Raw genomic sequence first — 25,428 nt, forward strand, 5'->3', positions numbered from 1 at the left:
GTACTCACACCTGCCCACCAGGGCAGAACAGCGCCCATCCGGAGAGGCGACGTGTCCCAGCAGCAACCGCACGCACCATCCAACCGCCGGACCCCGTCCCGCGCCCACCGGCTGCGCACCGCCGCTGCGGTGGGCGCCCTGGTCGTGCTCCCCCTGGTCACCGCCTGCGGCGGAGGTGACGGCGAGAAGCCGGCCGGCAGCGGCAAAGCGGCGAAGCCCAGTGGGGCGGCCGCTCCCGCCGCCGGTGTTGTCGCCCCGGCGAAGGTCGAGGTCATCGCCGGGCTGGCCGGCTGCAAGGCGAAGATCCGCACCGAGGCGGACGAGCTGCGCGAGGGCGTGTGCCACACGAAGAAGGGCGACTTCCTCATCACCACCTTCCCCGAGGAGAAACTCAAGGAGACCTGGCTGGAGTCGGCCAGCGTGTACGGGGGCGAGTACCTCGTCGGCATGCGCTGGGTGGTCAGCGCCAAGCCGGGCATGTACGAGTCCCTGCGCGCCAGACTCGGCGGCACGATCCAGGAGCTGCAGGGCATCGGCCCCTCCGCGAACCCCTCCTGACGTCACTCCGGTACCAGACGGCGGACGAGTCCGGCGACCTGCGCGTCCTGCCGGGCGAGGAAGGTCTCGAAGGCGCGGCCGGTGGCGAACACGTCGGTCCAGCCGTGCCGGCGGAGTTCGGCCCGCCACCGGCGGGAGCCGTGCAACTCGGTCAGGGCGTCCACCCAGCGCCGCCGCTCCGTGTCGCTGATGCCGGGCGGGGCCACGATGCCCCGCCAGTTCTCGAAGACCAGGTCGATCCCGGAGGACCTCAGGGTCGGGACTCCGGGCAAGACACCGACCGGCCGTTCGCCGGTGACGGCGAGGACCCGCAGCCGGCCGCCGCGTATCTGGTCCAGGAACTCGCCGAACCCACTGGTGGCGACGTCGACCCTGCCGTCGAGCAGCGCGGGCAGCAGATCGCCGCCGCCGTCGTACGGGACGTACGCGACCTTCCGCGGGTCGATGCCGACCGCCTGGGCCAGCTCCATCGGCAGCAGATGGTCGGGGCCGCCGGCAAAGGAGCCGCCGCCCACCCTGAGGCGCCCGGGATCCTCGCGCCAGGCGTCCACCAGCGCACCGATCGTGCGGTACGGCGAGTCCTCGCGGACGACGACCGCGCCGGCCTCCTCGATCAGGCGGGCGATCGGGGTGGTGTCGGCCACGGACACCTTCGCGCCCGCCGCGTGTGACGCGCCCACCACTCCCAGACCCATCTGCAGCGCGAGTTCGCCGTTGCCCTTCTCGTCGACGACGCGCTTCAGACCCACCGTGCCGCCGGCACCCGGCAGATTGAACACCTGCACGCCGGACGCGATCCCGGTCTCCTCCAGCACCCGGGCCGCGGTACGGGCCGTGGTGTCATAGCCCCCACCGGGTGTGTTGGGCACCATGACCCGCAGGGTCGCGGCGTCGCCGCCCGGCCCCGCCCCGCACGCGCAGACCACCAGCAGTGCCAGGACGGCGAAGGTGCCGAGAAAGGCGCGCGCCGGGCCTCTCATGCCACCTCCCTGTCGATCCCTTTCGATTTCCACTGGTGGGCGTCATGATTGTCCGACTCGCCACCGAGCCTCCCCGCTTGTGTCCGCAGAGAAGATTGAGTTCGTTGTGGTCGCCACCTTTCGTCGCCATTCGCTCGCGGGCGAGATGCTGGTGCTCCAGCTCGCCATCGTCGTGGTGGTGCTGCTGGCGGTCGCCGCGGTCTCCCTCGCCCAGTCGCAGGCCACCTTCACCCGGGTCGAAGGACGCCGGGTGAGCGCGCTGGCCGAACAGCTGGCCGCCAACCCCCTGGTGCGCAGCCAGCTGGTGCGTCCCGCGCCGGGGGAGACGCTCGCCCCGCTGGTGCACTCCACGCAGGCGCAGTCCGGGGTGACCTCGGTGACGGTGGCCGACGCCGCCGGCCGGATCGTCAGTTCCACGAACCCCACGGTCGTCGGCGAGCGGCTGCCGTTCGAGCCGGGCGCCACCAGGAAGCGGGGCTGGTCGGGACAGCTGACCCTGGACGGCAACCGCGAGCTGGCCGCCCAGGTCCCCGTCCTCGGGGCGGCCGAGGAGAACCTCGGCCGGATCCTCGGCACGGTGATGATCGGCGAGGCCGACCCGACGGTGTGGCAGCGGCTCAGCGGCGCCTCCTCGTACCTGCTCGCCTATCTGGGCATCGCCAGCGGGCTCGGTGTGGCCGGCTCCTGGCTGCTCGCGCGGCGCGTGAAACGGCAGACTCTCGGGCTGGAACCACGGGAGATCGCCGGGCTCGCCGAGCACCGGGAGGCGATGCTCTACGGGATCGCCGAGGGCGTGATCGCCCTGGACCCGCAGCACCGGCTCACCCTCGTCAACGCCATGGGCCGCCGCCTGCTCGATCTGCCCGAGGACTGCGTGGGCCAGAGCCTGGACGGCCTGGGCATCGATGGACGGCTGCGCGACGTGCTGGCCGGAACCACCGCCGACAAGCGGGACGAGGTCGTCGTCCGCCGCGGCCGGGTGCTGGTGATGAACCGGATGACCGTCACCAAGGACGGCCGGCTCCTCGGCTCCGTCACCACCCTGCGCGACCGCACCGAACTGGCCCGGCTGGAACGGGAGATCGGCTCCTTCCGGAGCTCCTCGGAGCTGCTGCGCGCGCAGGCGCACGAGTTCGCCAACCAGCTGCACACCATCTCCGGGCTGATCCAGATCGGCGAGCAGGACGAAGTCGTGCGCTACATCCGCGCGTTGAACCAGCGCCGCCAGTCCCTGGACGTCACCCTCAGCCGCCGCGTCCGGGACACGGCGGTGGCCGCGCTGCTGATGGCGAAGGCGTCCCTCGCGTCCGAACGGAAGGTCAGCCTGCGGATCTCCGACGACACCGCACTGGAACGGCTGGCCCCGGAGGACGCCGCCGACGTGGCGACCGTGGTGGGCAACCTGGTCGACAACGCCGTCGACGCCGCCGCGCCCGACGGGCAGCGGTGGGTCGAGGTGGCGCTGCGGCAGGACGCCTCCAGCGTGGAGATCGTGGTACGCGACTCAGGTCCCGGCGTGGCTCCCGAACTGGCCCGCGAGGTGTTCTCCCACGGCTTCACGACCAAGGCCGCGCGCGAGGGCGAGCGCGGCATCGGACTGGCCCTGACCAAGCTGGTCTGCGAACGGCACGGGGGCGAGATCTCGGTGTCCAACACCCCCGACGGAGCGGTCTTCACGGCACGCATGACCGTCGGCCGGCTCACCGGCACACTGGCGGAAGGAGCGGCCCCATGACCCCCGGAACGCCCCGCGAGGCGGGCACCATCGACGTCCTCGTGGTCGACGACGACTTCATGGTGGCCCGGGTCCACCGCACCTTCGTCGAACGCGTCCGGCCGTTCCGTGTCGTCGGCGTGGCCCACACCGGCCGGCAGGCGATCGAGGCCGTGGACGAACTGCGCCCCGACCTCGTCCTCCTCGACCTGTATCTCCCCGACCTCTTCGGCCTCGACGTCATCCCCCGGCTGCGCACCGCAGGCCACGACTGCGACGTCATGGTCATCAGCGCCGCGCAGGAGGCCGGCACGGTACGCGGCGCCGTCCGCCGGGGCGTCGTCGACTACCTCCTCAAACCCTTCGACTTCGAGGACCTGCGCCCCCGCCTGGAGCGCTACGCCGCGCAGCGCGGCCGCCTGCTGACGACGGTCGTACGGGGCCAGGCCGACGTGGACCGCGTCCTGGCCGGCGCGATCGTCCCCGCCCCTGCCCACACCCTGCCCAAGGGCATGAGCGTGGAGACCGCCGAACTGGTCGAGCGGGCCCTGCGCGCGACGGACGGCACGCTGTCCGCGACCGAGTGCGCGGCCCGGACCGGCATCTCCCGCGTGAGCGCCCGCCGCTATCTGGAGTACTTCCACGGCACGGGCAGCGCGGAGGTGACCTTGCGGTACGGCGCGGCGGGACGGCCGGAACGCGGCTACTCCTGGCGGGCGTGATCCTCACGCCCGGAACGGACCGGGTAGGGGCACCGTCCGCGTCATCGCGACGCGATCGCCGCCGCGCGGACCGGAGTCCGCGCGGCGGCGATGTGCGGCCGGCCCCGGGACCGTACCGGGGCCGGCACGTCAGGGGCGGTTGGTGAGGTAGCCGCCCATGGAGGTGAAGTACTCGGCGGCGGGGAGTTCCCGGCCGTCCTCGGTCCGTACGCGGGTGATGGCGAGGCCCTGGTTGCGGCCGTTGCGGGCGTCGGCGCCGGCGACGATCACCACGCCGTCGCCCTCGCGGTAGAAGACGCGGCCGGGGGTGCCGCCGTAGCGGCCCTCGGACACGAAGGCGGCCAGGATGTCGAGCCGCTTGCCGCGGTGGAAGGTGTAGGCGCTGGGGTACGGCTCGGACTGGGCGCGGACCAGGCGCTCCAGGTCCTCAGCCGGCCAGGTCCAGTCGATGCGGCTGTCCTCGTCGGCGCGCTTGTGGAAGAAGGACGCCTGGGAGCGGTCCTGCTTGGTGAACTCGGTCTGGCCGGAGGCGATGAGGCCGAGCGCGCCGATGGTGACCGGGGCGATGAGGTCGACGGTCTTGTGGAAGAGATCGGTGGCGGTGTCCGTCGGACCGACCGGTACCGCCTCCTGCCGGACGATGTCGCCGGCGTCGAGCTCGTCGTTCATCATGTGCGCCGTGACGCCCACCTCGGGCTCGCCGTTGATGAGGGCCCAGATCAGCGGGGAGAAGCCGGCGTACTTCGGCAGCAGCGAGTCGTGCACGTTCAGCGTGCCGTGGCGCGGGAGGCCGAAGATGCGCGGGGGATCCACGTCCGCCAGTTGTTGGCGACGATGATGTCCGCGTCGGCCTCCTTGAGACGGTCGAACAGCTCGTCGTCGTCCGGGCGGTTGCGGATCAGCACGGGTACGCCGTGCTCCTCGGCGAGGTCGGCGACCGAGTCGCTCCAGATCTTCTCGTAGGCGTGCTCGCTCTTGGGGTGCGTCACGACCAGCACGACGTCGTGCTCGGACTCCAGGAGGGCTTGCAGGGTGCGATGGCCCCAGGTCTGGTAACCGAACATGACGACCCGCATGGGGTTCCTCCTCAGAGCAAGGGCTTGGCCGAGGCAAGTAAAGCAAGCCTTACCTTAGTCTGCAACGGGGGGTCGTCACGCCCCAGTTGCGGAGCCCTGTTCGGTGGGCGTCCCTTTTGTCCTGTCGACACCTTCGTCGGTTTAGCTTAGGCTCACCTAAGTTCCGTGGCGGGTCGCTCCGTTGGCATGCCCGCCTTTCGTTCCCTCCACACCTGACACGCGGCTGCCCCGCACGATGGGAGTGACATGTCGCAGGTTCTTCCTGGTGACGCACAACCGGTCCACGACCTCATTGGCATCGGCTTCGGACCGTCCAATGTGGCCATGGCTATCGCGCTCCGCGAGCACAACGCGCGCGTCGGCAGGCAGGAGGCAGTCACCGCTCACTTCTTCGAGCAGCAGCCCCGCTTCGGCTGGCACCGCGGCATGCTCATCGACGACGCCACCATGCAGGTCTCCTTCCTCAAGGACCTGGTGACGCTGCGGAATCCGTCGAGCGAGTACAGCTTCCTCTGCTACCTGCAGAGCAAGGGCCGGCTGATCGACTTCATCAACCACAAGAACCTCTTCCCGCTGCGTGTGGAGTTCCACGACTACTTCGAGTGGGCGGCGGCCCAGGTCGACGACATGGTCTCCTACGGCCACGAGGTCGTCGGCGTCGCGCCCGTGACCCGCGACGGCGTCGTGGAGTACCTCGACGTGACCGTCCGCTCGGGCGAGGGGCTCGAGGTCCACCGGGCCCGCAACCTCGTCATCGGCACCGGGCTGCGCCCCCTCATGCCCGAGGGCGTGGAGCGCGGCGACCGCGTCTGGCACAACTCCGAACTGCTCGCGAAGGTCGACGAGCTGGAGGGCACGTCACCCGACCGGTTCGTCGTCGTGGGAGCCGGACAGAGCGCCGCCGAGAACGTCGCTTACCTGCACCGGCGCTTCCCCGAGGCCGAGGTCTGCGCGGTCTTCTCCCGCTACGGCTACAGCCCCGCCGACGACAGCGCCTTCGCCAACCGGATCTTCGACCCCCAGGCGGTCGACGACTACTTCTCGGCCCCCGAGGACGTCAAGCGCCGGCTGATGGACTACCACGGCAACACCAACTACTCCGTGGTGGACATCGACCTCATCGACGACCTCTACCGGCAGTCGTACCAGGAGAAAGTCCTGGGCACCGAGCGGCTGCGCTTCCTCAACGTCTCCCGGCTCACCGGTGTCAAGGAGACGGCGGCCGGCGCCAGGGCCACCGTGACGTCCCTCGTCACCGGCGAGGAGAGCGACCTGGACGCGGACGTCGTGGTCTTCGCGACCGGCTACAGCCAGGCCGACCCCACCGGCCTGCTCGGCGAGGTCGCGGGCCGCTGCGCCCGCGACGAGGAGGGCCGGGTGCGCGTCGAGCGCGACTACCGCATCGCCACCGACCCCGACCTGCGCTGCGGCATCTACCTCCAGGGCGGTACCGAGCACACGCACGGCATCACGTCGTCCCTGCTCTCCAACACGGCCATCAGGGTGGGCGAGATACTCGACTCGCTCCTCGGCCGTGGCTCCGCGACCGCCCCCGAGGAGGCCCGGACGCTCGCCGACGACACCGGCAGCCCGGCCCGTTAGCGGGCGGGTGGTTCCACCACCTGCCGTCGTGCGCCGCCCGGATTTCGCCCCGGGCGGCGCACGACGGTCCGGATCAAGTCGCCGACCGCACAAGGGATAACGTACGTCGACATGGGCCAGACTGCTGTGGTTGAGCGCCCCGCGCCCAGGGGCTCGTCGAAGGCCCGTCGGCGGCGGGTCGTGGGTTTGGGCTCCCTCGTGGCGCTCCTGGTGGTCGCCACGGTGCTGTCGTTGGCCGTCGGAGCACGCGCGTTGAGCCCCGCCGACGTGTGGCACGGGCTGTTCGCGGCCCCGGAGTCCGACCAGCGGCTCACCGAGATCCGGCTCATCGTGCAGACCGTGCGGGTGCCCCGGACGGTTCTCGGGGTCGTGGCGGGCATCGCCCTGGGTGTCGGCGGGGCGTTGATCCAGGGGTACACCCGCAACCCGATCGCCGACACGGGCCTCTTGGGCGTGAACTCCGGAGCCTCGTTCGCGGTCGTGGTGGCTATCTCCGTGTTCGGGTTCGGCAATCCGTTCCAGTACGTCTGGTTCGCCTTCCTGGGGCGGGGATCGCCGGTGTCGTCGTGTTCGGGCTGGCGAGCATCGGCCGGGGCGCCGGCAACCCGCTGACGCTCGCCCTGGCCGGACAAGGCGTCACGGTGTTCCTGGCGGCGATGACCACGGCGGTCGCGCTCTCGGACCAGCAGGCTCTCAACGCCCTGCGGTTCTGGAACTCGGGCTCCCTGAACGGGGTCGGATTCGACGTCATCTGGCCGGTGACCGCCTTCATCGCCGCCGGTCTCGTGCTGGCCCTGACCACGCTGCCCTCCCTCAACCTGCTCAACCTGGGGGACGACGTGGCGCGCGGCCTGGGCGTGAACATCGCGCTGAGCCGGACCGTCGGCATCGCGTCCATCACCCTGCTGGCCGGCGCGGCGACGGCCGCCTGCGGACCCATCGCGTTCCTCGGGCTCATGGTCGCCCACGTGGCCCGGTACCTGACCGGGCCGGACTACCGCTGGCTGGTGCCCTGTGCCGGTCTGCTCGGGGCCGTCGTCCTGCTGGTCTGCGACATCGTGGGCCGACTGGTGGTGCGGCCGGGCGAGTTGGACGCGGGCGTCCTCGTGGCGCTCCTCGGCGCCCCGTTCTTCGCGGTTCTGGTGTGGCGCGGAAAGTTCAGGAAAGCATGAACGTGACAGATGTGAAGCCGTCGGTGCTGCCGGGCGTACGGCTCGGCCGGATGTCGTTCTTCTGGCGGCCCTGGGTCCTGTGCGTGACGCTGCTGCTGGCGACGGCGACCTTCCTGGTGTTCTGCCTGTCCATCGGCGTCGGAGACTTCCCCATCAGCCTGTCGCGGGTGATGGCGACGCTCCTCGGGCGGGGCGAGCAGGTCGACCAGTTCGTGATCATGGATCTGCGGATGCCGCGTGCCCTGGCCGGGCTCGTCGTGGGCATCGCGCTGGGGGTGTCCGGGGCGCTCACGCAGTCCATCGCCCGTAATCCCCTGGCCAGCCCGGACGTTCTGGGCATCATTCCGGGCGCCAGCGCCGTCGCGGTGTTCGCCGTGACCGTGTCGGGCGGAACCGCGGCAGCGGTCGTGGACTCCGTGGGTCTGTCGGCGGCGGCGCTCGCCGGCGGGCTCGGCACCGGCCTGCTGGTGTACTTCCTGGCCTGGCGGCGCGGGGTCGACGGCTTCCGGCTCATCCTGATCGGTATCTCGGTGAGTGCCGTGATGGAGGCGATCACGACCTGGCTGCTCGTCACGGCCGACATCAGGGACGTGGCCAAGGCTCAGGCGTGGCTGGTCGGTTCGCTGGAGGACCGCGCGTGGGACGAGGTCTGGATCGCGCTGTGGTGCTCGCTCGTCCTCCTCGTCGTGGTGTCCTTCGTCGCGTTCCAGTTCAGGCCGATGCACTTCGGCGACGAGGTCGCCGCCGGCCTGGGCGTCCGGTACGCCGCCGTACGGGCGGTCCTGCTGCTGTGCGCCGTACTGCTGGCCGGTGTGGCGGTGAGCGCGGCGGGCCCGGTCCCCTTCGTCGCGCTGGTGGCGCCGCAGGTGGCGATGCGTCTGGCGAGGTGCCCGACACCGCCGATGGTGGCCTCGGGTCTGGTGGGCGCGCTGCTGCTGATCGGCTCGGACCTTCTCGCACGTACGGCACTTCCGGTCTCGCTCCCGGTCGGTGTGGTCACCGCCGCGATCGGCGGCCCCTTCCTCGTCTATCTGCTGGTGCGGGCGAACCGTAGATAGGTGTACAAAAGTCAGGCATACCTAAGTAAGGGGGGCTTGTGGTCGCACAGTCCGTCACCCAGACCAAAGCCGGGATCGATGACGCCTCGCGGCTGGCAGCGAAGGGCGTCACGGTCGGGTACGGCGGCCGGGTCGTCATCGACGAGCTCGATGTGGCGATACCGCCGGGCGTGGTCACCACGATCATCGGCCCCAACGGCTGCGGGAAGTCGACCCTGTTGAAGACGCTGTCCCGGCTGCTCAAGCCGTCCGGGGGAAGCGTCGTCCTGGACGGCGAGGACATCGGCCGGCTCAGGACCCGGGACGTGGCGAAGAAGCTCGGCCTGCTGCCGCAGGCGCCGGTCGCGCCGGAGGGGCTGACGGTGGCCGACCTGGTCGCCAGGGGCCGCCATCCGCACCAGAGCTGGCTGCGGCAGTGGTCCTCGGACGACGCCGAGGTGGTGGAGCGCGCGCTGGCCATGACCGGCGTGTCCGATCTGGCGGACCGCCCGGTCGACGCGCTGTCCGGCGGGCAGCGCCAGCGCGTCTGGATCTCGATGACGCTGGCTCAGGGCACCGATCTGCTGCTGCTGGACGAGCCGACGACCTATCTGGACCTGGCGCACGCCATCGACGTCCTGGACCTGGTGGACGACCTGCACGAGTCGGGCTGCACCGTCGTCATGGTGCTGCACGACCTCAACCTGGCCACGCGCTACAGCGACAACCTCGTGGTGATGAGGGAGGGATCGATCCTGGCGCAGGGCCACCCGCGCGACGTGATCACCGCCGAGCTGCTGCACGAGGCGTTCGGGCTGCGCGCCCGGGTCATCGACGACCCGGTGGGGGACCGGCCGCTCATCGTCCCGATCGGTCGCACACACGTCCAGTTGGACACATCCCGATAAAGACGAAGAAGTAAGGCTAGGCTCACCTCACTTCCTCGCGGTAAGGTTTGCCTGCCCTTAGGCGAGGGTGCAGCGAACTAGCACGAAAGCAAGGGGTTTTGGATGCTCCTCCACCGAACGACGCTCGGCAGGCCCTGGCGGCGCATGGCGGCGATTCTGACCGCCGCCACCCTCGGCGTCGGTCTCCTCGCGGGATGCGGTTCCGACTCGGCGGACAAGACGGACCAGGAGAACGACGGCACGCAGGCCGCGTCCGCCGGCGCCTTCCCGGTGACCGTGGAGCACGCCTTCGGATCCACGACCGTCGACAAGGCGCCCAAGAGGGTCGTCTCCGTCGGCTACACCGACGACCAGACCATCCTGGCGTTCGGCATCAAGCCCGTCGGCATGGTCGACCAGTACCCGAACCCCCGGGCAAGAGCCCCGACATCAACACCCAGTGGCCCTGGGTGAAGGGCAAGTGGGGCGACACCAAGCCCGAGGTCGTCATGAAGAACGGCGACTCCGGCCCCAACTACGAGAAGATCGCCGCCCTGCGCCCGGACCTGATCGTCGCGGTCTACTCCGAGATCGACAAGGCCGCCTACGACAAGCTGTCCAAGATCGCCCCGACGGTGGCGCGCACCAAGGCCGAGAAGGAGCCCTTCAGCGCCCCCTGGCAGGACAACGCGCTCCACATCGCCAAGGCCCTCGGCAAGGCCAAGGAGGGCGAGAAGATGGTCCAGGACATCCAGGGCCAGCTCGACACCGCCAAGAAGGAACACCCCGAGCTCGGCAAGGAAACCGCCGTCGCGCTGTCCTGGTACAAGGACTCGGTGGCGCCGTTCACCTCCACCGACGTGCGCGGACGACTCGTCACGGGCATCGGCTACAAGTACCAGACCGAGATCGACAAGATCGCCGGCGGCAGCTTCTACACCACGCTCTCGCCGGAGCGCGTCGACCTCGTCGACGTCGACCACATCTTCGTCATCAACGACAAGGCCGACACCGAGGCGCTGAAGAAGTTCAAGCTCTTCGCCAACCTGGACGCCGTGAAGAAGGGCAACGTGTCGTACCTGCTCGACAGTGAGGGACCCGCGGTCGGCGCGGCCATCTCCCAGGGCACCCTGCTGTCCATGCCGTACGCGATCGACGAGCTCGTCAAGTCGGTCGATCAGTAAGTGAGCACCACCGAAACGCATGCCGCCCCGGCGACCCTGCGCACGACGACCGGCCGCGAAGCCACCCGATGGGTCACGGCGCACTGCCGTGAGATGCCCTGGCTGACGGCCGCCACCGTGCTCACCACGGTCGCGGGGGCGGCGCTCCAAGTGCTCCCGGTGCTCCTGCTCGGCCGGGTGGTCGACGGGGTCGTCGGGGGCGAGGAACGCTCGATCCTCGTCACGATCGGGGTGTTGATCGGTGCCGCCGCGCTGCTCGGCGCGGCGGCCACCGCGGTCTCCACCTATCTGATCGGACGGCTGGGCGCGGACCTGCTCGCCCGGCTGCGCGAGGGCGCCGTCCGGGCCGTGCTCGGAATGCCGAGCGCCCGGATCGAGCAAGTGGGCCGGGGAGACGTGCTCTCCCGCGTCGGTGACGATGTGGCCGTGCTGTCCAAGGGCATCCGCACGGCCGTGCCCACCGTGTTCTCGGCGGGCGTGCTGGTCGTCATCGCCACCCTCGGCATGTTCGGTCTCGACTGGCGGCTCGGCCTGGCGGGCGCCGGCGCGCTGCCCGCGTACGCCCTGGCCCTGCGCTGGTATCTGCCCCGCTCCGCCCCGCTCTACCGGAAGCAGCGGGTGGCCCAGGCCGACCGGGCGCAGGCGTTCATCAGCGGTCTGAACGGCATCGACACGGTCCGCGCGTACCGCCTCGAGGGCGACTTCCGCGAGAAGGTCACCAGCGAGTCGTGGCGGGTGCGCGACCTCGGCATCGAGGTGTTCCGGTTCTTCGGCCGGTTCGTCGGCCGGGAGAACCGCGCCGAGTTCATCGGTCTCGTCCTGATCCTCGTCGTGGGGTACGCCCTGCTGGAGGCCGACGCCGCCAGCCTGGGCGAGGTGTCGGCGGCTCCGCTGCTGTTCCACCGGCTGTTCACCCCGCTGGGCGCCATCATGTTCACCTTCGACGAGGCGCAGAAGTCGGGCGCGAGCCTGACCCGTCTGGTCGGGGTGCTGGGGGAGGCCGCCGAGGAGCGCCTGGTGGGCGACGAGTCCGTCCCGGCGGCCGAGGCCGGCTCGTACCCGGTGGTGGTGCGGGGGCTGACGTTCCGTTATCCCGGCTCCGAGGATCCGGTGCTGCGGGAGGTCGACCTGACCATTCCCGCCGGTGGTTCGCTCGCCCTGGTGGGGGCGACGGGTGCGGGCAAGACGACCCTGGCCGCGCTGATCGCCGGCATCGGGATCCCGGAAGCCGGTTCGGTGCGGGTCGGGCCGACCGATCTCGCCGACCTGGACGAGGCCGGGGCGCGGGCCCTGGTGAGCATCCTGACACAGGAGACGCATGTGTTCTCCGGTCCGCTCGCCGAGGATCTGCGGCTGGCCGCGCCGGAGGCGACCGACGCCGAACTGACGGACGCCCTGCGCACCGTCGGCGCCGACGGCTGGGTCGACGCGCTGCCCGAGGGGCTGCACACCTCGGTCGGCGAGGGCGGTGAGCGCCTGGACGTCACCAAGGTCGCCCAGATCGCCCTGGCCCGGCTGGTACTGGGCCGGGCGCCCGTGGTGGTGCTCGACGAGTCGACCGCGGAGGCCGGCAGCGAGGGCGCCGCCGAGCTGGAGCGGGCCGTACTGGCCGCCTGCGCGGGCCGGACGACGCTGTTCGTGGCGCACCGGCTGACCCAGGCGATGGCCGCCGACCGGATCGCCGTGCTGGACGCGGGACGCGTCGTGGAGCAGGGCACACACGAGGAACTGGTGGCTCTGGGCGGCCGGTACGCACGACTGTGGCGGGCTTGGCGAGAGGGTAGTTAGGCAACCCTTATTTAGGTTAGCCTAACTCCATATTCTGGAAGGGACGCTGAGTCTTCGATGATGGAACCGCGCGCTCGTCTCGCACTGCTTTCTCCCACCCGTCTGGCAGATGTCCGCCGGCGCACAGGTGACTACCCGGACAGGACCATCGCCGAAGCCTGCGCCATCGGCCTGTCGTACTGGGCGACGGGACAGAGCCCCGACGGCATCGACCTCACCCCCGGCACGCTCTTCGCCGACGTCCTCGGCTGGGTCGACAACGGCGGGGCGGCACCCGCCGGCTGGGACGTCAGCCCGGACGGCCGGAGCATCACCGTCCCGGAAGACGTCACGCCGGCCGACGCGCAGCTCGCGCTGGACGACCTGGCGGACTTCCCGGACCGGCCCCTCGGCACCATCGGCCCGTCCAGTGTGGCCGCCCGGCTTCGCACCCTGGCCGAGTGGAACGACAACGAGGCCGACCGGGTCCGCCCGACCGTGGTCGAGATGTTCCGGGAGCAGGCGCGGGCCAGACCGGACGCCGTCGCCATCGTCGACGAGCACCGGTCGCTGACCTACCGCCAGGCGGCCGAGCTCTCCAGCCAGCTGGCCCGCCACCTCATGGCGCGCGGACTGGGCCACGAACAGGTCGTCGGCATCTCCCTGTCCCGCTCCGCCGACATGGTGATCGGGCTGCTCGCCGCGCTCCAGGCCGGATACGCGTTCGTGCCGCTCGACCCGCAGTGGCCCGGCGCGCGCCGGGCCGTCGTCATCGAGGACGCCCGGGTCGTCCTGCAGCTCAACGCCTCGGGCGAACACGACCCGGCCGAACCGGAGGCCGTGGCCGTCGACCTCGGCGACTGGGGATACGCCTCCTACCCCGCCGAGGGCACCGGCGTCACCGTCCACGGCGACGCCCTGGCCTATGTCATCTTCACGTCCGGTTCCACCGGGCGGCCCAAGGGCGCGATGATCCGGCACGAGGCGATCAGCGAACGCCTGCTGTGGCAGGTCAACGAGATCCTCGGCTTCGGCCACGACGACGCGTCGCTCTTCAAAGCTCCGCTGTCCTTCGACATATCCATCAACGAGATCTTCCTGCCCCTGGTCTCCGGCGGCAGGCTGGTGGTCCTTCGCACCGGCGGCGAACGCGACCCGCACCACCTGCTGAGCGTCATCGCCGAACAGCGCGTCACCTTCACCTACCTGGTGTCGTCCATGCTGGACGTGCTGCTGGAGATGGCCGGCGACACCGGCCGCCTTGACAGCCTGCGGCACGTGTGGTGCGGCGGCGAGGTACTCACCCCCGAGCTGTACGAGCGGTTCCGCACCAAGCTCGACATCCCCATGTACCACGGCTACGGCCCCGCCGAGACGACCATCGGCGTCTCGCACGTCATCTACCGGGGCGCGGCCGAACGCCTGTCGACGTCCATCGGCAAGGCCAACCCCAACACCCAGCTGTACGTCCTGGACGAGGAGCTGCGCCCGGTCCCCGTCGGCGTCGGCGGCGAACTCTACGTGGGCGGCTTCCTCCTGGGCCGCGGCTACGTGGGCGCCCCCGGCCTGACCGCCTCCCGGTTCGTGGCCAACCCCTTCGCCGCCGACGGCTCCCGCCTCTACCGGACCGGCGACCTCGCGCGCTTCGCCCCGGACGGATCCCTGGACTTCCTCGGCCGCGCCGACAACCAGATCAAGATCCGCGGCATGCGGCTGGAGATAGAGGACGTCGAGGCGGGCCTCGCCGAACACCCCCGGGTCCGGCACACCTGCGTCGTCGCGAAGAAGAACTCGGCGGGCGGCACTTACCTCGTCGGCTACGTCATCCCGGCCGCCGGCAGCGAGGACCTGCGGGCGGACGAGGTCAAGGCGTGGGCCGGCGAGCACATGGTCGAGTACATGGTGCCGACCCACCTCGTCGTGATGCAGGAGTTCCCGCTCACCGCCAACGGCAAGCTCGACCGCAACGCCCTGCCCGAGCCCACGATCGACACGGGCTCGCTCGTCCGCCCCACCACCGACGACGAGCGCGCCGTGTGCGCCGCGGTCGCGCAGGTGCTGCGGCTCGACGAGGTCGGGGTCGACCAGGACTTCTTCCAGCTCGGCGGCGACAGCATCCTGGCGATCTCCCTGCTGAGCGCCCTGCGCGACGAGGGCCTGCACGTCACGGCACGGCAGATCTTCATCCACAGCACCGTGGGCGCCCTGGCGGCGGTCGCGAGCCGTGAGGACGTCTCCACCGCGGACCACGCCGACGTCGCCACCGGAACCGTCGTCGGATCGCCCATCGTGCAGTGGCTCGGCGAGACCACGGACGCCGTCGACGGCTTCGTCCAGTCCGTCGTGCTCAACACCCCGGCGGACCTGACCGCGGACGCCCTCGACGAGGCACTCTCGGCCCTCGTCCGGCACCACGACATGCTGCGCGCCAAGCTGGTGCGCGGCATCACCTGGAGTTTCGACATCCCGGAGGCGGACGGGGCGTCCGTGACCTGGCAGGAGAGCGATCTGCCGGTCGAGGAGTGCGTGGCGCTCGCCACCGGGGGGCTGGACCCGGACGGCGGCACGATGCTGCGTGCCGTCTGGCGCCGCGCGGAACGGCAACTGGTCCTGGTCGCCCACCACGTGGTGATCGACGGCGTGTCCTGGCGGCTCCTGATGGAGGACCTGGCCACCGCATGGCGGCAGTTCACCTCGGGCACGCCGATCGAACTGCCCCCGGTGGGCACGTCGTTCCGGCGCTGGACCCAGCTGCTGGAACGCGCCGCGTTCGACGCGGACAGCTCCTACTACCGGCGCCCCCTGCCGGGCGAGGACCAGCTGATCGGCAGGCGGGCCCTGTCCGAGGCCGACACCGTCGCGCACGAGCGGCTGCGGACCGTCTCGGTCGGTCCCGAGATCACGGCCGCGCTGCTGGGCGAGATCCCCGCGAAGTTCCACGCGGGCGTCAACGACGTCCTGCTGACCGCGCTCTCCGTCGCCCTCGCCCGCTGGCGCCGCGACCTCGGCCAGGACCAGACGTTCGCGCACATCGAACTCGAAGGCCACGGCCGCGAAGGACAGTTCGTCGCGAGCTCCGCCGGCTTCGAACCGGAACTGTCCCGGACCGTCGGCTGGTTCACCACCCTCTTCCCGGTGACCGTCGACCCCGGCGCGGCGGCCGACCTCACCACCCCCGCGTATCTGGCCGCCGCCCTCAAGTCGGTCAAGGAAGACCTCGCCCGGGTCCCCGACAACGGCGTCTCCTACGGTGCTCTGCGCTACCTCGCCGGCAGCGAGTTCGACGCCCCCGCACCTCAGATCCTCTTCAACTACCTGGGCCGCTTCGCCGCCGGCGCCCCCGGCGACTGGCAGCTCGCGGGCACCACCGGCCAGTTGGGCGAGAAGCGTGACCCGGGGATGCGCCTGCCGCGCGCCCTGGAGTTCAACGCGATCGCCGAACCCGCAGCCTCCACCGGCGACTACGAGCTGGTCACCACCATCTCCTGGCCCGACGGCATGTTCACCGACGCGGACATCACCGCCATCGGCGACTACTTCCGCGTGGCCCTGGCCTCCCTCGCCGCACTCGACCAGGGCGGCCACTCGCCCAGCGACTTCCCCCTGGTGCCGCTCACCCAGGCCGACGTCGACACCCTCGACGGCCCGGCCCTGCGGGACATCCTGCCGCTGACCCCGCTCCAGGAGGGCCTCTACTTCCACTCCGTCTTCGACGACGACTCCGCGGGCGCCTACGTCGAGCAGCAACTCCTCACCCTGGACGGCGAGGTGGACCCCGACCGCCTCGCGACGGCGGCCACCCGCCTGCTCACCCTCTTCCCGAACCTGGCCGCACGGTTCACGGCGCTCGCCGACGGCCGTGTGGTCTCCGTGCTGGAGGGCGGTGTCGAGGCGCCCTTCACCACACTCGACCGCCCCGGCATCACCGACGAGGAGATACGCGACCTCGCCGAGCGTGACCGCCGCGAAGGCTTCGACCTGGCCACCGGCCCGCTGATGCGGTACACACTCGTGCGCGCGGGATCCGGCCGGAACGTCCTGGTCCAGACGGTGCACCACATCATCGCCGACGGCTGGTCCGTGCCGCCGATGCTCCGCGCACTGCTGGCCGAGTACCACGCCCCGGGGACCGTCTACCCGATCGGCGGCTTCACCGACTACGTGCACTGGCTCGCCGGCCGTGACGACGACGAGAGCGACCGCGTCTGGCACGCCGAACTCTCCGACCTGCCCGGCCCCTCACTGGTCGCCGAGGACCACACCCCCTCCGACCGCTTCGCCGACATCGCCGTGGAGCCCGAGGGCGACCTCGACGCCGCCGTCCGCGAAGCCGGCGTGCCGCTGAGCGTGACCGTGCACAGCGCCTGGGCCGTGACCCTGGGCGGCATCCTGCGCGGCGGCGACGTGGTGTTCGGCTCCACCGTCTCCGGCCGCGACGCCGAGGTGCCCGGTATCGGGGACATGGTGGGCCTCTTCATCAACACCATCCCCGTACGCGCCCGTTGGGCCGACGACACCACCTCCGGCGACCTGCTCGCCTCGGTACGGGAGCACCAGAGCGCGGTCCTGCCGCACCAGCACGTCTCCCTGGCGAGGATCGGCCGCCAGGCCGGCGCCGGTTCCCTGTTCGACACCCTCGTGGTCTTCGACGTGGCGACAGATGTCTCCGCCCTGCGACGACCCGGCGACACACTGGTCGTCTCCGGCCTCGTCAATGAAGGCGCCCCGCACTACCCGCTCACGCTGGTGGTCGAGCGTGCCCTCGACGGACGGCCGCGCTTCAACCTGATCTACGACGGCGAACTGCTGCGGGAGACCACCGCACAGTCGATCCTGCACACGTTCACCCACATCCTCACGGGCCTGCTCACCCGTCCGGACGCCCTGGTCACAGACCTGGCACCCGGGAGTGAGCGCCGTCCCGCACCGATCACCCCGACGACGCTGGGCGACCTGTTCGACACCGCCGCGCGCCGCGACCCCGCCGCCACCGCCGTCACCCAGTGCGGCCTCGACGGCGGCATCCGCTCCCTGACCTACGGCGCACTGGCCGACACCAAGAACGACCTGGCCTCCGCCCTGCGCGCGGCCGGCGTCGGTCCGGGCAAGCGGGTCGCAGTCGCCGTCCCACGCTCCCTGGAACAGGTCGTGGCCCTGGTCGCGATCGTCAGTGCCGGCGGCGCCTACGTCCCGCTCGACCTGGCGTACCCGGACGACCGGCTGGAGTACATCCTCGCCGACGCGGCCCCCCAGGTCGTCCTGGTGGACCGCGAGCAGCGCGACCGTTTCACGGAGTTGCTGGCCAGGGCGGACGTACCGGCCCGGGTGCTCGTCCAGGGCGACGAGCTGCCGGTCGGGGACGCCGCCACCGAGCCCGAGGTGAGCTGGCACAACCCCGCCTACGTGATCTACACCTCCGGATCGACCGGCAGGCCCAAGGGCGTCGCGGTCCCGCACTCCAGCGTGGTGACGCTGCTCGCCAACACCCAGCCCGACATGGACTTCGGCCCGCAGGACGTGTGGGTCCAGTTCCACTCCTTCTCCTTCGACTTCGCGGTCTGGGAGCTGTGGGGCGCGCTGGCGCACGGGGGTGAGCTGCTGGTGCCCGAGTACGGCCTGACGCGCTCCCCGGTCGACTTCCACCGCCTCGTCCGCGAGCGCGGGGTGACCGTGCTCAACCAGACCCCGTCGGCGTTCTACCAGTTCATCGAGGCCGACCGGCTCGCCGGCGAACCCCTCCCCGCACTGCGCCGGATCATCTTCGGCGGCGAGGCCCTGGACCTCGGGCGGCTGCGAGGCTGGGTCGAACGGCACGGCACGGGCGGGCCCGAGCTGGTCAACATGTACGGCATCACCGAGACGACCGTCCACGTCACCCACCGGGTGCTCACCGACGAGGACTTCGGGCCGGGTGACGACGTCAGCCCGATCGGCGGCCCGATCCCCGGCCTGGTCACCTACCTGCTGGACGACCGGCTCCGCCCGGTCCCGCCCGGCAAGGTCGGCGCCATCTACGTCGCAGGCGACCAGGTGTCGCTCGGCTACCTCGGCAGGCCCGGACTCACCGCCGGCCGCTTCGTGGCGAACCCGTTCGCGGACGACGGCTCCCGCATGTACCACACGGGCGACCTGGCCATCCGCACCCTCGACGGCGAGCTGCGGTTCACCGGCCGTGCCGACGACCAGGTACAGCTGAAGGGCTTCCGCATCGAGCTGGGCGAGGTGGAGTCCGCCGTACGGGAACTCGACGGTGTGGTGGACGTGGCCGTCACGGTGGCGGACACCGGCGATCACCTGGTCGCGCATGTGGTGGGCCAGGTGCCGGACGACTTCGCCGAGTTGCTGTCCACGAAGCTGCCCGTGCACATGGTCCCGAGCCAGGTCCTCACGACCGACGCCCTACCGCTGACGGTGAACGGCAAGCTGGACCGGAAGGCCTTGCTCGAACGCGCTCAAAGGGGCGCGGGGCTGTATCCGTATGCGGCTCCGCCGCGGGGCGCGACCAGCCCCCACGCGCCCGCAGACAAGAACTCGGCTATTGCCGCACTCGTCGAAATCTTCACTCAGACGCTGCCCGGCACAGCCGTCGACCCCGACACCGACTTCTTCCACGCCGGAGGCGACAGCATCGTCGCCATCACGGTCGTGAACCGCGCCCGAACCCTCGGCCTGCAGATCTCACCCCGGGACGTCTTCCTCCTCAAGACCCCCCGCGCACTGGCCGACAACCTGGCGACGAACACACCGCACACAGCCGCCCCCGCACCCGCCCGCCGCGAGGACGGCCCCCTCACCCCGACCCCGATCATCCTGCGCCAACGCGAACTGGGCGGCTCCCTCACCCGATTCGCCCAGGCCAGGACACTCGAAGCCCCGGAAGGCACCACCTTCACGGACGCCCAGCGCGCCGCGAACGCGGTCGTCGCAGCACACCCAACCCTGCGACTGCGCCTCCGTACCACGCACGGCGTATGGGCCCTGCGCACCGAACCGGCCCACGAAGTCACCGTCGTACGCCCGGACACCACCGACGCCACGGCCGTGGCGAACACCGCCGCCGCACAGCTCGACCCCGAGTCCGGCAACGTCATTGCCTTCGCCTGGCTGGAAGCCACCCGCACCCTCGTGGTCACGGTGCACCACCTCGCCGTCGACGCGGTGTCCTGGCTGATCCTGCTGGACGACCTGACCACAGCCCTCCGCGACGAGCCCCTGGCCCCGCCGACCACGTCGTACGCCGAGTACGCCGACGCACTGACGCTCCACTCCACCCACGCACTCGACGACCTGGGCCACTGGACCACCACGCTCCAGGCGCCCGAACTGCTGCCCACGGTGGGCGGACTGCGCGAGACCACCGTCGTGCTCGCCCCCGACGTGAGCGACCGCCTCACCCGCACCGCACCCGCCGCACTCGGCGTCGGACTCACCGAGCTGCTGTGCGGGGCGCTGCGCACCGCGCTGACCCGCGTCCAGCCGTCGCCCACCGATCTCGCGGTCGAACTGGAGCGGCACGGCCGGGTCCCGGTCCTCGAACAGCACGACTACACCCGTACCGTCGGCTGGTTCACCTCCATCGCACCCGTGCGGCTCACCGCGCACACCGACCCGGTCGCCGCGGCCCGAGAGGTCGCCGAACGCCAGCCGGACGAGCGCGCCCACGTCGCCTACGGGCAGCTCAGGTACCTCGATCCGCAGACGGCCCCGCTGCTCACCGCCCGCCCGCAGGTGCTGTTCAACTACCTCGGCCGGGGCAGCGAGTCCCAGGCGCCGCACCTCACCGCCGGTGACCAGGGCAGCCCGTACGCCGTGGAGGTCAACGCCTGGACCGACGAGGCGACCGGCAGCCTGCTCGCCGAGTTCACCCTCGCCGAGGGCATACCCGACGCGATCACCGAGCACTGGCGCGGAGCGCTGGAGCACATCGCCGACGCAGCCACGACGGCCGAGCGCACCGCACCGGTCACCCCGCTCCAGCGTGGCCTGTTCTTCCAGGCCCAGCTGGCGGGAACGGCCGGACACTACGTCGCGCAGAGCTGGTTCACCTTCGACCGGCGCCTGGACACCGACGCGCTGGCCGCGGCGATGGCACACGTGATCGCTCGGCATCCGGTCGTGGGTGCCGGCTTCAGCACGGACGACGACGGAAATCCCGTCCAGGTACTCAAGGCCGGCCGGCGGGTCGACGTCCGTACGGTCGCGCTGTCGACGGACGCGGAGGTCGACGCCCTGCGCGCCCGGGACCGTGACACCGGGTTCGACCCGGGCGAGCCGCCGCTGATCCGGCTGACCGTGGTGCGGCTGCCCGGCGACCGCGACGGCCTGCTGCTCAGCTACCACCTGCTGCTGTGGGACGGCTGGTCCCGCGAGATCGTCCTGCGGGACCTGTTCGACGCCTACCGTGCCGTCCTCGCGGGCGAGCCGCTCGACCCGACGCCGGCCAGGCCGAGCTTCGAGGAGTACGCCCGGGCGCTCGACGCCAAGGACCCGGCCGTATCGGAACGCTTCTGGGCGGAGCACCTGGCGGCGCTTCCCGGCCCCACGCTGCTCGCCGGACCGGCGCCGGCCCTCTCGGACGACCTGCCGCGCGCGCTCGTGCACACGCTGTCCGCCGAGCAGTCGGAGACGCTGCGGGATGCGGCCCGGGTACACGGTGTCACGCTGAACTCGGTACTGACCGGCGCGTTCGGCCTGCTGCTCGGCGCGCACACCGGCCGCAGCGACGCCGTGTTCGGCGTGACCGTCTCCGGCCGTGACGGCGAGGGCCTGGACGACATCGTCGGCGTGCTGCTCAACACCGTGCCCACATGGACCAGGGCCCGGCCGGCGCAGTCGGTCCGGGAGTACCTGTCGGCCGTACAGACGGCACGCGTCGAGGCGATGGAGCACGAGCACCTGGGGCTCGGCGAGATCCAGCGGGCCAGCGGGCACGACGCCCTGTTCGACAACCTGTTCGTGCTGCAGAACTTCCTGGACATGGACGCGTTCGCCGAGATGAACGCCCGGCACGGCATCACCGCGGTGAAGGCCGACGACTCCACGCACTACCCGTTCACCTGGGTCGTCACCCCCGGCGACCGGCTCACGGTCAAACTGGAGTACCGCGACGGCGACACCGCGGGTGCCCGCGGCCTGCTCGACGACTACCTGAGCGTGCTCGAAGACCTGGCCCGGTCGACCGGCCCGGTGGGCGCGCTGAGGGGGCTCGGTCCGCAGCCCGCGCGGGACGAGCGTACGGATGTCGGAACCGACACCGTCGTCGACCGTTTCGACCAGGCGGCGGACCGTGACCCGCAGCGGGTGGCGCTCGTCGCCCACGGCGCGACGATGACGTTCGCCGAGCTCCGGGACCGCAGCCGGGCGGTGGCGGGTGTGCTCGCGGGTCGCGGCATCGGGCCCGAGACGACCGTGGGGCTCGCGATCCCGCGCTCCCTCGACTGGATCGCGGCGCTGTTCGCCGTGCTGCGGGTCGGCGCCGCGTACGTGCCGCTGGAACTGGACCACCCGGACGAGCGGATCGCCGCGATCGTCGACGACGCCCGGCCGGACGTGATCCTCACCGTGAGTGCCGTCTCGCCCCGGCTGACCGGCGACCTCATCGAACTGGACCGGCCTCTTCCCGAGGCCGAGCCGTACGTGACGTTCGCGCCGGACGACCCGGACCGGCTGCGGCACCCCGCGTACACGATCTACACCTCCGGGTCGACCGGAAGGCCCAAGGGCGTGGTGACCGAGTACGCCGGGCTCACCAACATGCTGATCAACCATCAGCGCCGGATCTTCGAGCCGGTACTGGCGGAGCACGGCCACCGGACCTTCCGGATCGCCCACACCGTGTCGTTCGCCTTCGACATGTCGTGGGAGGAACTGCTGTGGCTCGCCGACGGCCATGAGGTGCACATCTGCGACGAGGAGCTGCGCCGTGACGCGCCCGCGCTGGTGGAGTACTGCCTGGAGCACGGGATCGACGTCATCAACGTGACCCCGACCTACGCGCAGCAGCTGGTGGCCGAGGGCCTGCTGGACAACCCGGAACGCCGGCCCGCACTGGTGCTGCTGGGCGGCGAGGCCGTCACCCCGACCCTGTGGCAGCGGCTCGCGGAGACCGAGGGAACGGTCGGCTACAACCTGTACGGACCCACCGAGTACACCATCAACACCCTGGGCGTCGGCACCTTCGAGTGCGAGGACCCGGTGGTGGGCGTCGCGATCGACAACACCGACGTGTACGTGCTCGACCCCTGGCTGCGACCGCTGCCCGACGGCGTTCCCGGCGAGCTGTACGTGTCCGGCATCGGCATCGCGCGCGGCTATCTCGGGCAGCCCGCCCAGAGCGCGCACCGCTTCGTCGCCTGCCCGTTCGGCGAGCCCGGGGAGCGCATGTACCGCACCGGTGACCTGGTGGTCCGCCGGCCCGACGGCAATCTGATGTACCTGGGACGCACCGACCAGCAGGTCAAGATCCGGGGCCACCGGGTGGAACTCGGCGAGGTCGAGGCCGTGTTCGCCGCGCACCCGGCGGTCCGGTTCGTCGCCGCCGTCGCCCAGCCCGACCCGCAGGTCGACGGCGCCTACCGGCTGGCCGCCTACCTCGTGCTGGACGGATCCGATCTGGCGGCGGTCGCCGCCGACGTGGGCGCCGGGCTGCCGGACTTCCTGCGCCCGACGCACTACGCCCAGGTCGACAGCATCCCGCTGACGGTGAACGGGAAGGCTGACACCAAGGCGCTGCCCGAGGCCAAGCCGCTCGGCGCGCTGACCACGGTGGGGGAGCGGGGCCCGCAGACGGAGACCGAGACCGTGGTCTGCGAGTACTTCGCCGAGGCACTGGACCTGGACGACGACGAGGTGAGCGCCGTGAGCGATTTCGTGTCCCTCGGGGGACACTCCATGCTGGCGGTACGCCTGATCGGGCTGCTCCGCCGCGAGTTCGGCCCCGTGATCACCATCCGAGACCTGTTCACCCTGCGAACCCCCGAAGCGATTGCCCGCCACCTCGATGACAACTGACACGCAGCGGCCCCGCCCCGGGGCCGCCATCCTCCGCACGGCCCTGCGCCGCAACGTCGGCGCCATGGCCGGCGGCACCGTCCTCATGGGCCTCTACCAGGCCGGCGAGACGGCCTTCCCGATCGCGCTCGGCATGATCGTCGAGCACACGATGCGGGGCGACCGGAGCCTCGGCGCGCTCGCCCTGTCGATCGCCGCGCTGGCCGTGATCATCACGACCGTGTCGCTGTCGTGGCGGTTCGGCATGCGGATCCTGCAGAAGGCCAACACGACCGAGGCACACCGCTGGCGGGTGAAGGTCGCGGCCTGCGGCCTGCAACCGGTGGCCAGGGACGTCGACCTCAAGTCCGGCGAGGTCCTGACCATCGCCACCGAGGACGCCGACCAGACCTCCGACATCGTCGAAGTGGTGCCGATGCTGATCAGCTCGTTGGTCGCGGTGATCGTCGCGGCCGTCGCGCTGGGCATGGCCGACATCCGGCTCGGCCTGCTGGTGATCGTGGGCACCGTCGCGATCCTGTCGACCCTGAGCGTGATGTCCCGGCGGATCGGCAGCAGCACCCAGGAACAGCAGGCCCGGGTGGCGCGGGCCGGTGCGAAGGTCGCCGACCTGATCACCGGCCTGCGCCCGCTGCACGGATTCGGCGGCAACCACGCGGCCTTCGGCTCCTACCGGAAGGTCAGCACCGAGGCGAGGCACCAGTCGATCGTCGTCGCCAAGGTGAACGGCGTGTACGCGGGCACCGCGCTGGCCCTCAACGCGGTCCTGGCCGGTGCCGTGACCCTGACGGCGGGCTGGCTGGCGTTCGACGGCCGGATCACCATCGGCGAACTCGTCATGGCCGTGGGCCTGGCGCAGTTCATCATGGAGCCGCTCCGGCTGTTCTCGGAGATGCCCAAGTACGTGATGATGGCGCGAGCGTCGGCCGAGCGGATGGCGCTGGTGCTGTCGGCGCCGCCGGTCACGGCGCCGGGGTCCGGGCGACCGGCTCCGGGCGCGGACCTGGAGATCGACTGCGTCCGCCGCGGCGCCCTGAACAAGGTGAGGTTCCAGGTGGCGGCCGGCGAGTTCGTCGCCATCACCGCCTACCAGCCGCGCGCCGCGGCGGACCTGGCGGCCGTCCTGGCCGTGAACGTCCCGCCCGACACGTACGAAGGACTCGTACGGATCGGCGGGCAGGAACTGGCGGACCTGTCGGTCGAGGCGGTCCGCGAGCACATCCTCGTGAACCCGTACGACGGGGAGATCTTCGCGGGCACCCTGCGCACCAACATCGACCCCTCGGGCACCAGCCGTTCGGTCCCCGAGGCCGTCGAGGCGTCCATGCTGACCGACGTCGTCGCCCTGCACCGCGAAGGCCTCGACCACGGCGTCCGCGACCGCGGCGCGAACCTCTCCGGAGGCCAGCGCCAACGCCTCTCCCTGGCCCGGGCACTGGCGGCCGACACCGAAATCCTCGTCCTGCACGACCCGACGACGGCGGTCGACGCGGTCACCGAACAACTGGTCGCCCGTAACGTGGCGAAACTACGCCGAGGCCGCACGACCATCGTCATCACCAGCAGCCCGGCGTTCCTGGACGCCGCCGACCGGGTCCTGGTCCTGGCCGACGGCGTCATCGCGGCGGACGACACCCACCGAAACCTTCTGGCCAACGACGAGGCGTACTGCCTGGCGGTGGCGCGGTAACGCGCCCCGTCAGGGGCGCGGGGAACTGT

At 71.2% G+C, this 25,428-nt stretch carries 10 protein-coding genes and 3 pseudogenes; 11 read left to right on the forward strand and 2 right to left on the reverse strand.

Going from position 1 to position 25,428, the window contains the following annotated elements; all coding sequences use genetic code 11:
- Window positions 1-51 precede the first annotated feature (51 nt).
- The gene (locus ACQEV8_RS38095; RefSeq protein WP_432970097.1) at window positions 52-558 is read left to right on the forward strand and encodes a hypothetical protein; all 507 of its coding nucleotides are present in this window, start codon (window positions 52-54) and stop codon (window positions 556-558) included.
- A 2-nt stretch (window positions 559-560) separates the two neighbouring features.
- Here ACQEV8_RS38095 and ACQEV8_RS38100 read toward each other — a convergent pair whose 3' ends face one another.
- Window positions 561-1,538, reverse strand: a complete 978-nt coding sequence (locus ACQEV8_RS38100; protein WP_432970100.1) for a Bug family tripartite tricarboxylate transporter substrate binding protein — start codon at window positions 1,536-1,538, stop codon at window positions 561-563.
- Between the two features lie 106 nt (window positions 1,539-1,644).
- Here ACQEV8_RS38100 and ACQEV8_RS38105 point away from each other — a divergent pair, with 106 nt between their 5' ends.
- The gene (locus tag ACQEV8_RS38105; RefSeq protein ID WP_432970103.1) at window positions 1,645-3,273 is read left to right on the forward strand and encodes an ATP-binding protein; all 1,629 of its coding nucleotides are present in this window, start codon (window positions 1,645-1,647) and stop codon (window positions 3,271-3,273) included.
- Window positions 3,270-3,974 (forward strand): response regulator, encoded by a 705-nt coding sequence (locus ACQEV8_RS38110; RefSeq protein WP_432970105.1) that lies wholly within the window; start codon window positions 3,270-3,272, stop codon window positions 3,972-3,974. Before ACQEV8_RS38105 ends, ACQEV8_RS38110 begins: the two co-directional genes overlap by 4 nt.
- Window positions 3,975-4,103: 129 nt before the next feature.
- Here ACQEV8_RS38110 and ACQEV8_RS38115 read toward each other — a convergent pair.
- Window positions 4,104-5,050 (reverse strand): annotated as a pseudogene (locus tag ACQEV8_RS38115) (methionyl-tRNA formyltransferase).
- A gap of 246 nt (window positions 5,051-5,296) precedes the next feature.
- Between ACQEV8_RS38115 and ACQEV8_RS38120 the strand changes: the two are divergent.
- The 8 genes and pseudogenes from ACQEV8_RS38120 (at window position 5,297) to ACQEV8_RS38155 (ending at window position 25,399) form a co-directional block, all read left to right on the forward strand.
- Window positions 5,297-6,652, forward strand: coding sequence for a lysine N(6)-hydroxylase/L-ornithine N(5)-oxygenase family protein (locus ACQEV8_RS38120; protein ID WP_432970107.1), 1,356 nt, complete (start codon window positions 5,297-5,299; stop codon window positions 6,650-6,652).
- A 111-nt stretch (window positions 6,653-6,763) separates the two neighbouring features.
- Window positions 6,764-7,824 (forward strand): annotated as a pseudogene (locus tag ACQEV8_RS38125) (FecCD family ABC transporter permease).
- Complete coding sequence (locus ACQEV8_RS38130) at window positions 7,821-8,882, forward strand: FecCD family ABC transporter permease (protein WP_432970110.1); 1,062 nt, start codon at window positions 7,821-7,823, stop codon at window positions 8,880-8,882. Before ACQEV8_RS38125 ends, ACQEV8_RS38130 begins: the two are co-directional and overlap by 4 nt.
- A gap of 38 nt (window positions 8,883-8,920) precedes the next feature.
- On the forward strand, window positions 8,921-9,769 hold the full coding sequence (locus ACQEV8_RS38135) for an ABC transporter ATP-binding protein (RefSeq protein WP_432970113.1): 849 nt from the start codon (window positions 8,921-8,923) through the stop codon (window positions 9,767-9,769).
- A gap of 102 nt (window positions 9,770-9,871) precedes the next feature.
- Window positions 9,872-10,932, forward strand: a pseudogene (locus tag ACQEV8_RS38140) (iron-siderophore ABC transporter substrate-binding protein).
- Window positions 10,933-12,720 carry an ABC transporter ATP-binding protein gene (locus ACQEV8_RS38145; protein WP_432970116.1) on the forward strand — a complete coding sequence of 596 codons (1,788 nt, stop codon included), beginning with the start codon at window positions 10,933-10,935 and terminating at the stop codon, window positions 12,718-12,720.
- A 57-nt stretch (window positions 12,721-12,777) separates the two neighbouring features.
- Window positions 12,778-23,709, forward strand: a complete 10,932-nt coding sequence (locus tag ACQEV8_RS38150) for an amino acid adenylation domain-containing protein (protein WP_432970119.1) — start codon at window positions 12,778-12,780, stop codon at window positions 23,707-23,709.
- A complete protein-coding gene (locus ACQEV8_RS38155) occupies window positions 23,699-25,399 on the forward strand; it encodes an ABC transporter ATP-binding protein (RefSeq protein ID WP_432970122.1) in 1,701 nt (566 codons plus the stop codon). The genes ACQEV8_RS38150 and ACQEV8_RS38155 overlap by 11 nt, the downstream gene beginning before the upstream one ends.
- The last annotated feature ends 29 nt before the right edge of the window (window positions 25,400-25,428 follow it).

This window comes from Streptomyces sp. CA-179760 (genome assembly GCF_050937045.1).
Classification (GTDB): Bacteria; Actinomycetota; Actinomycetes; order Streptomycetales; family Streptomycetaceae; genus Streptomyces.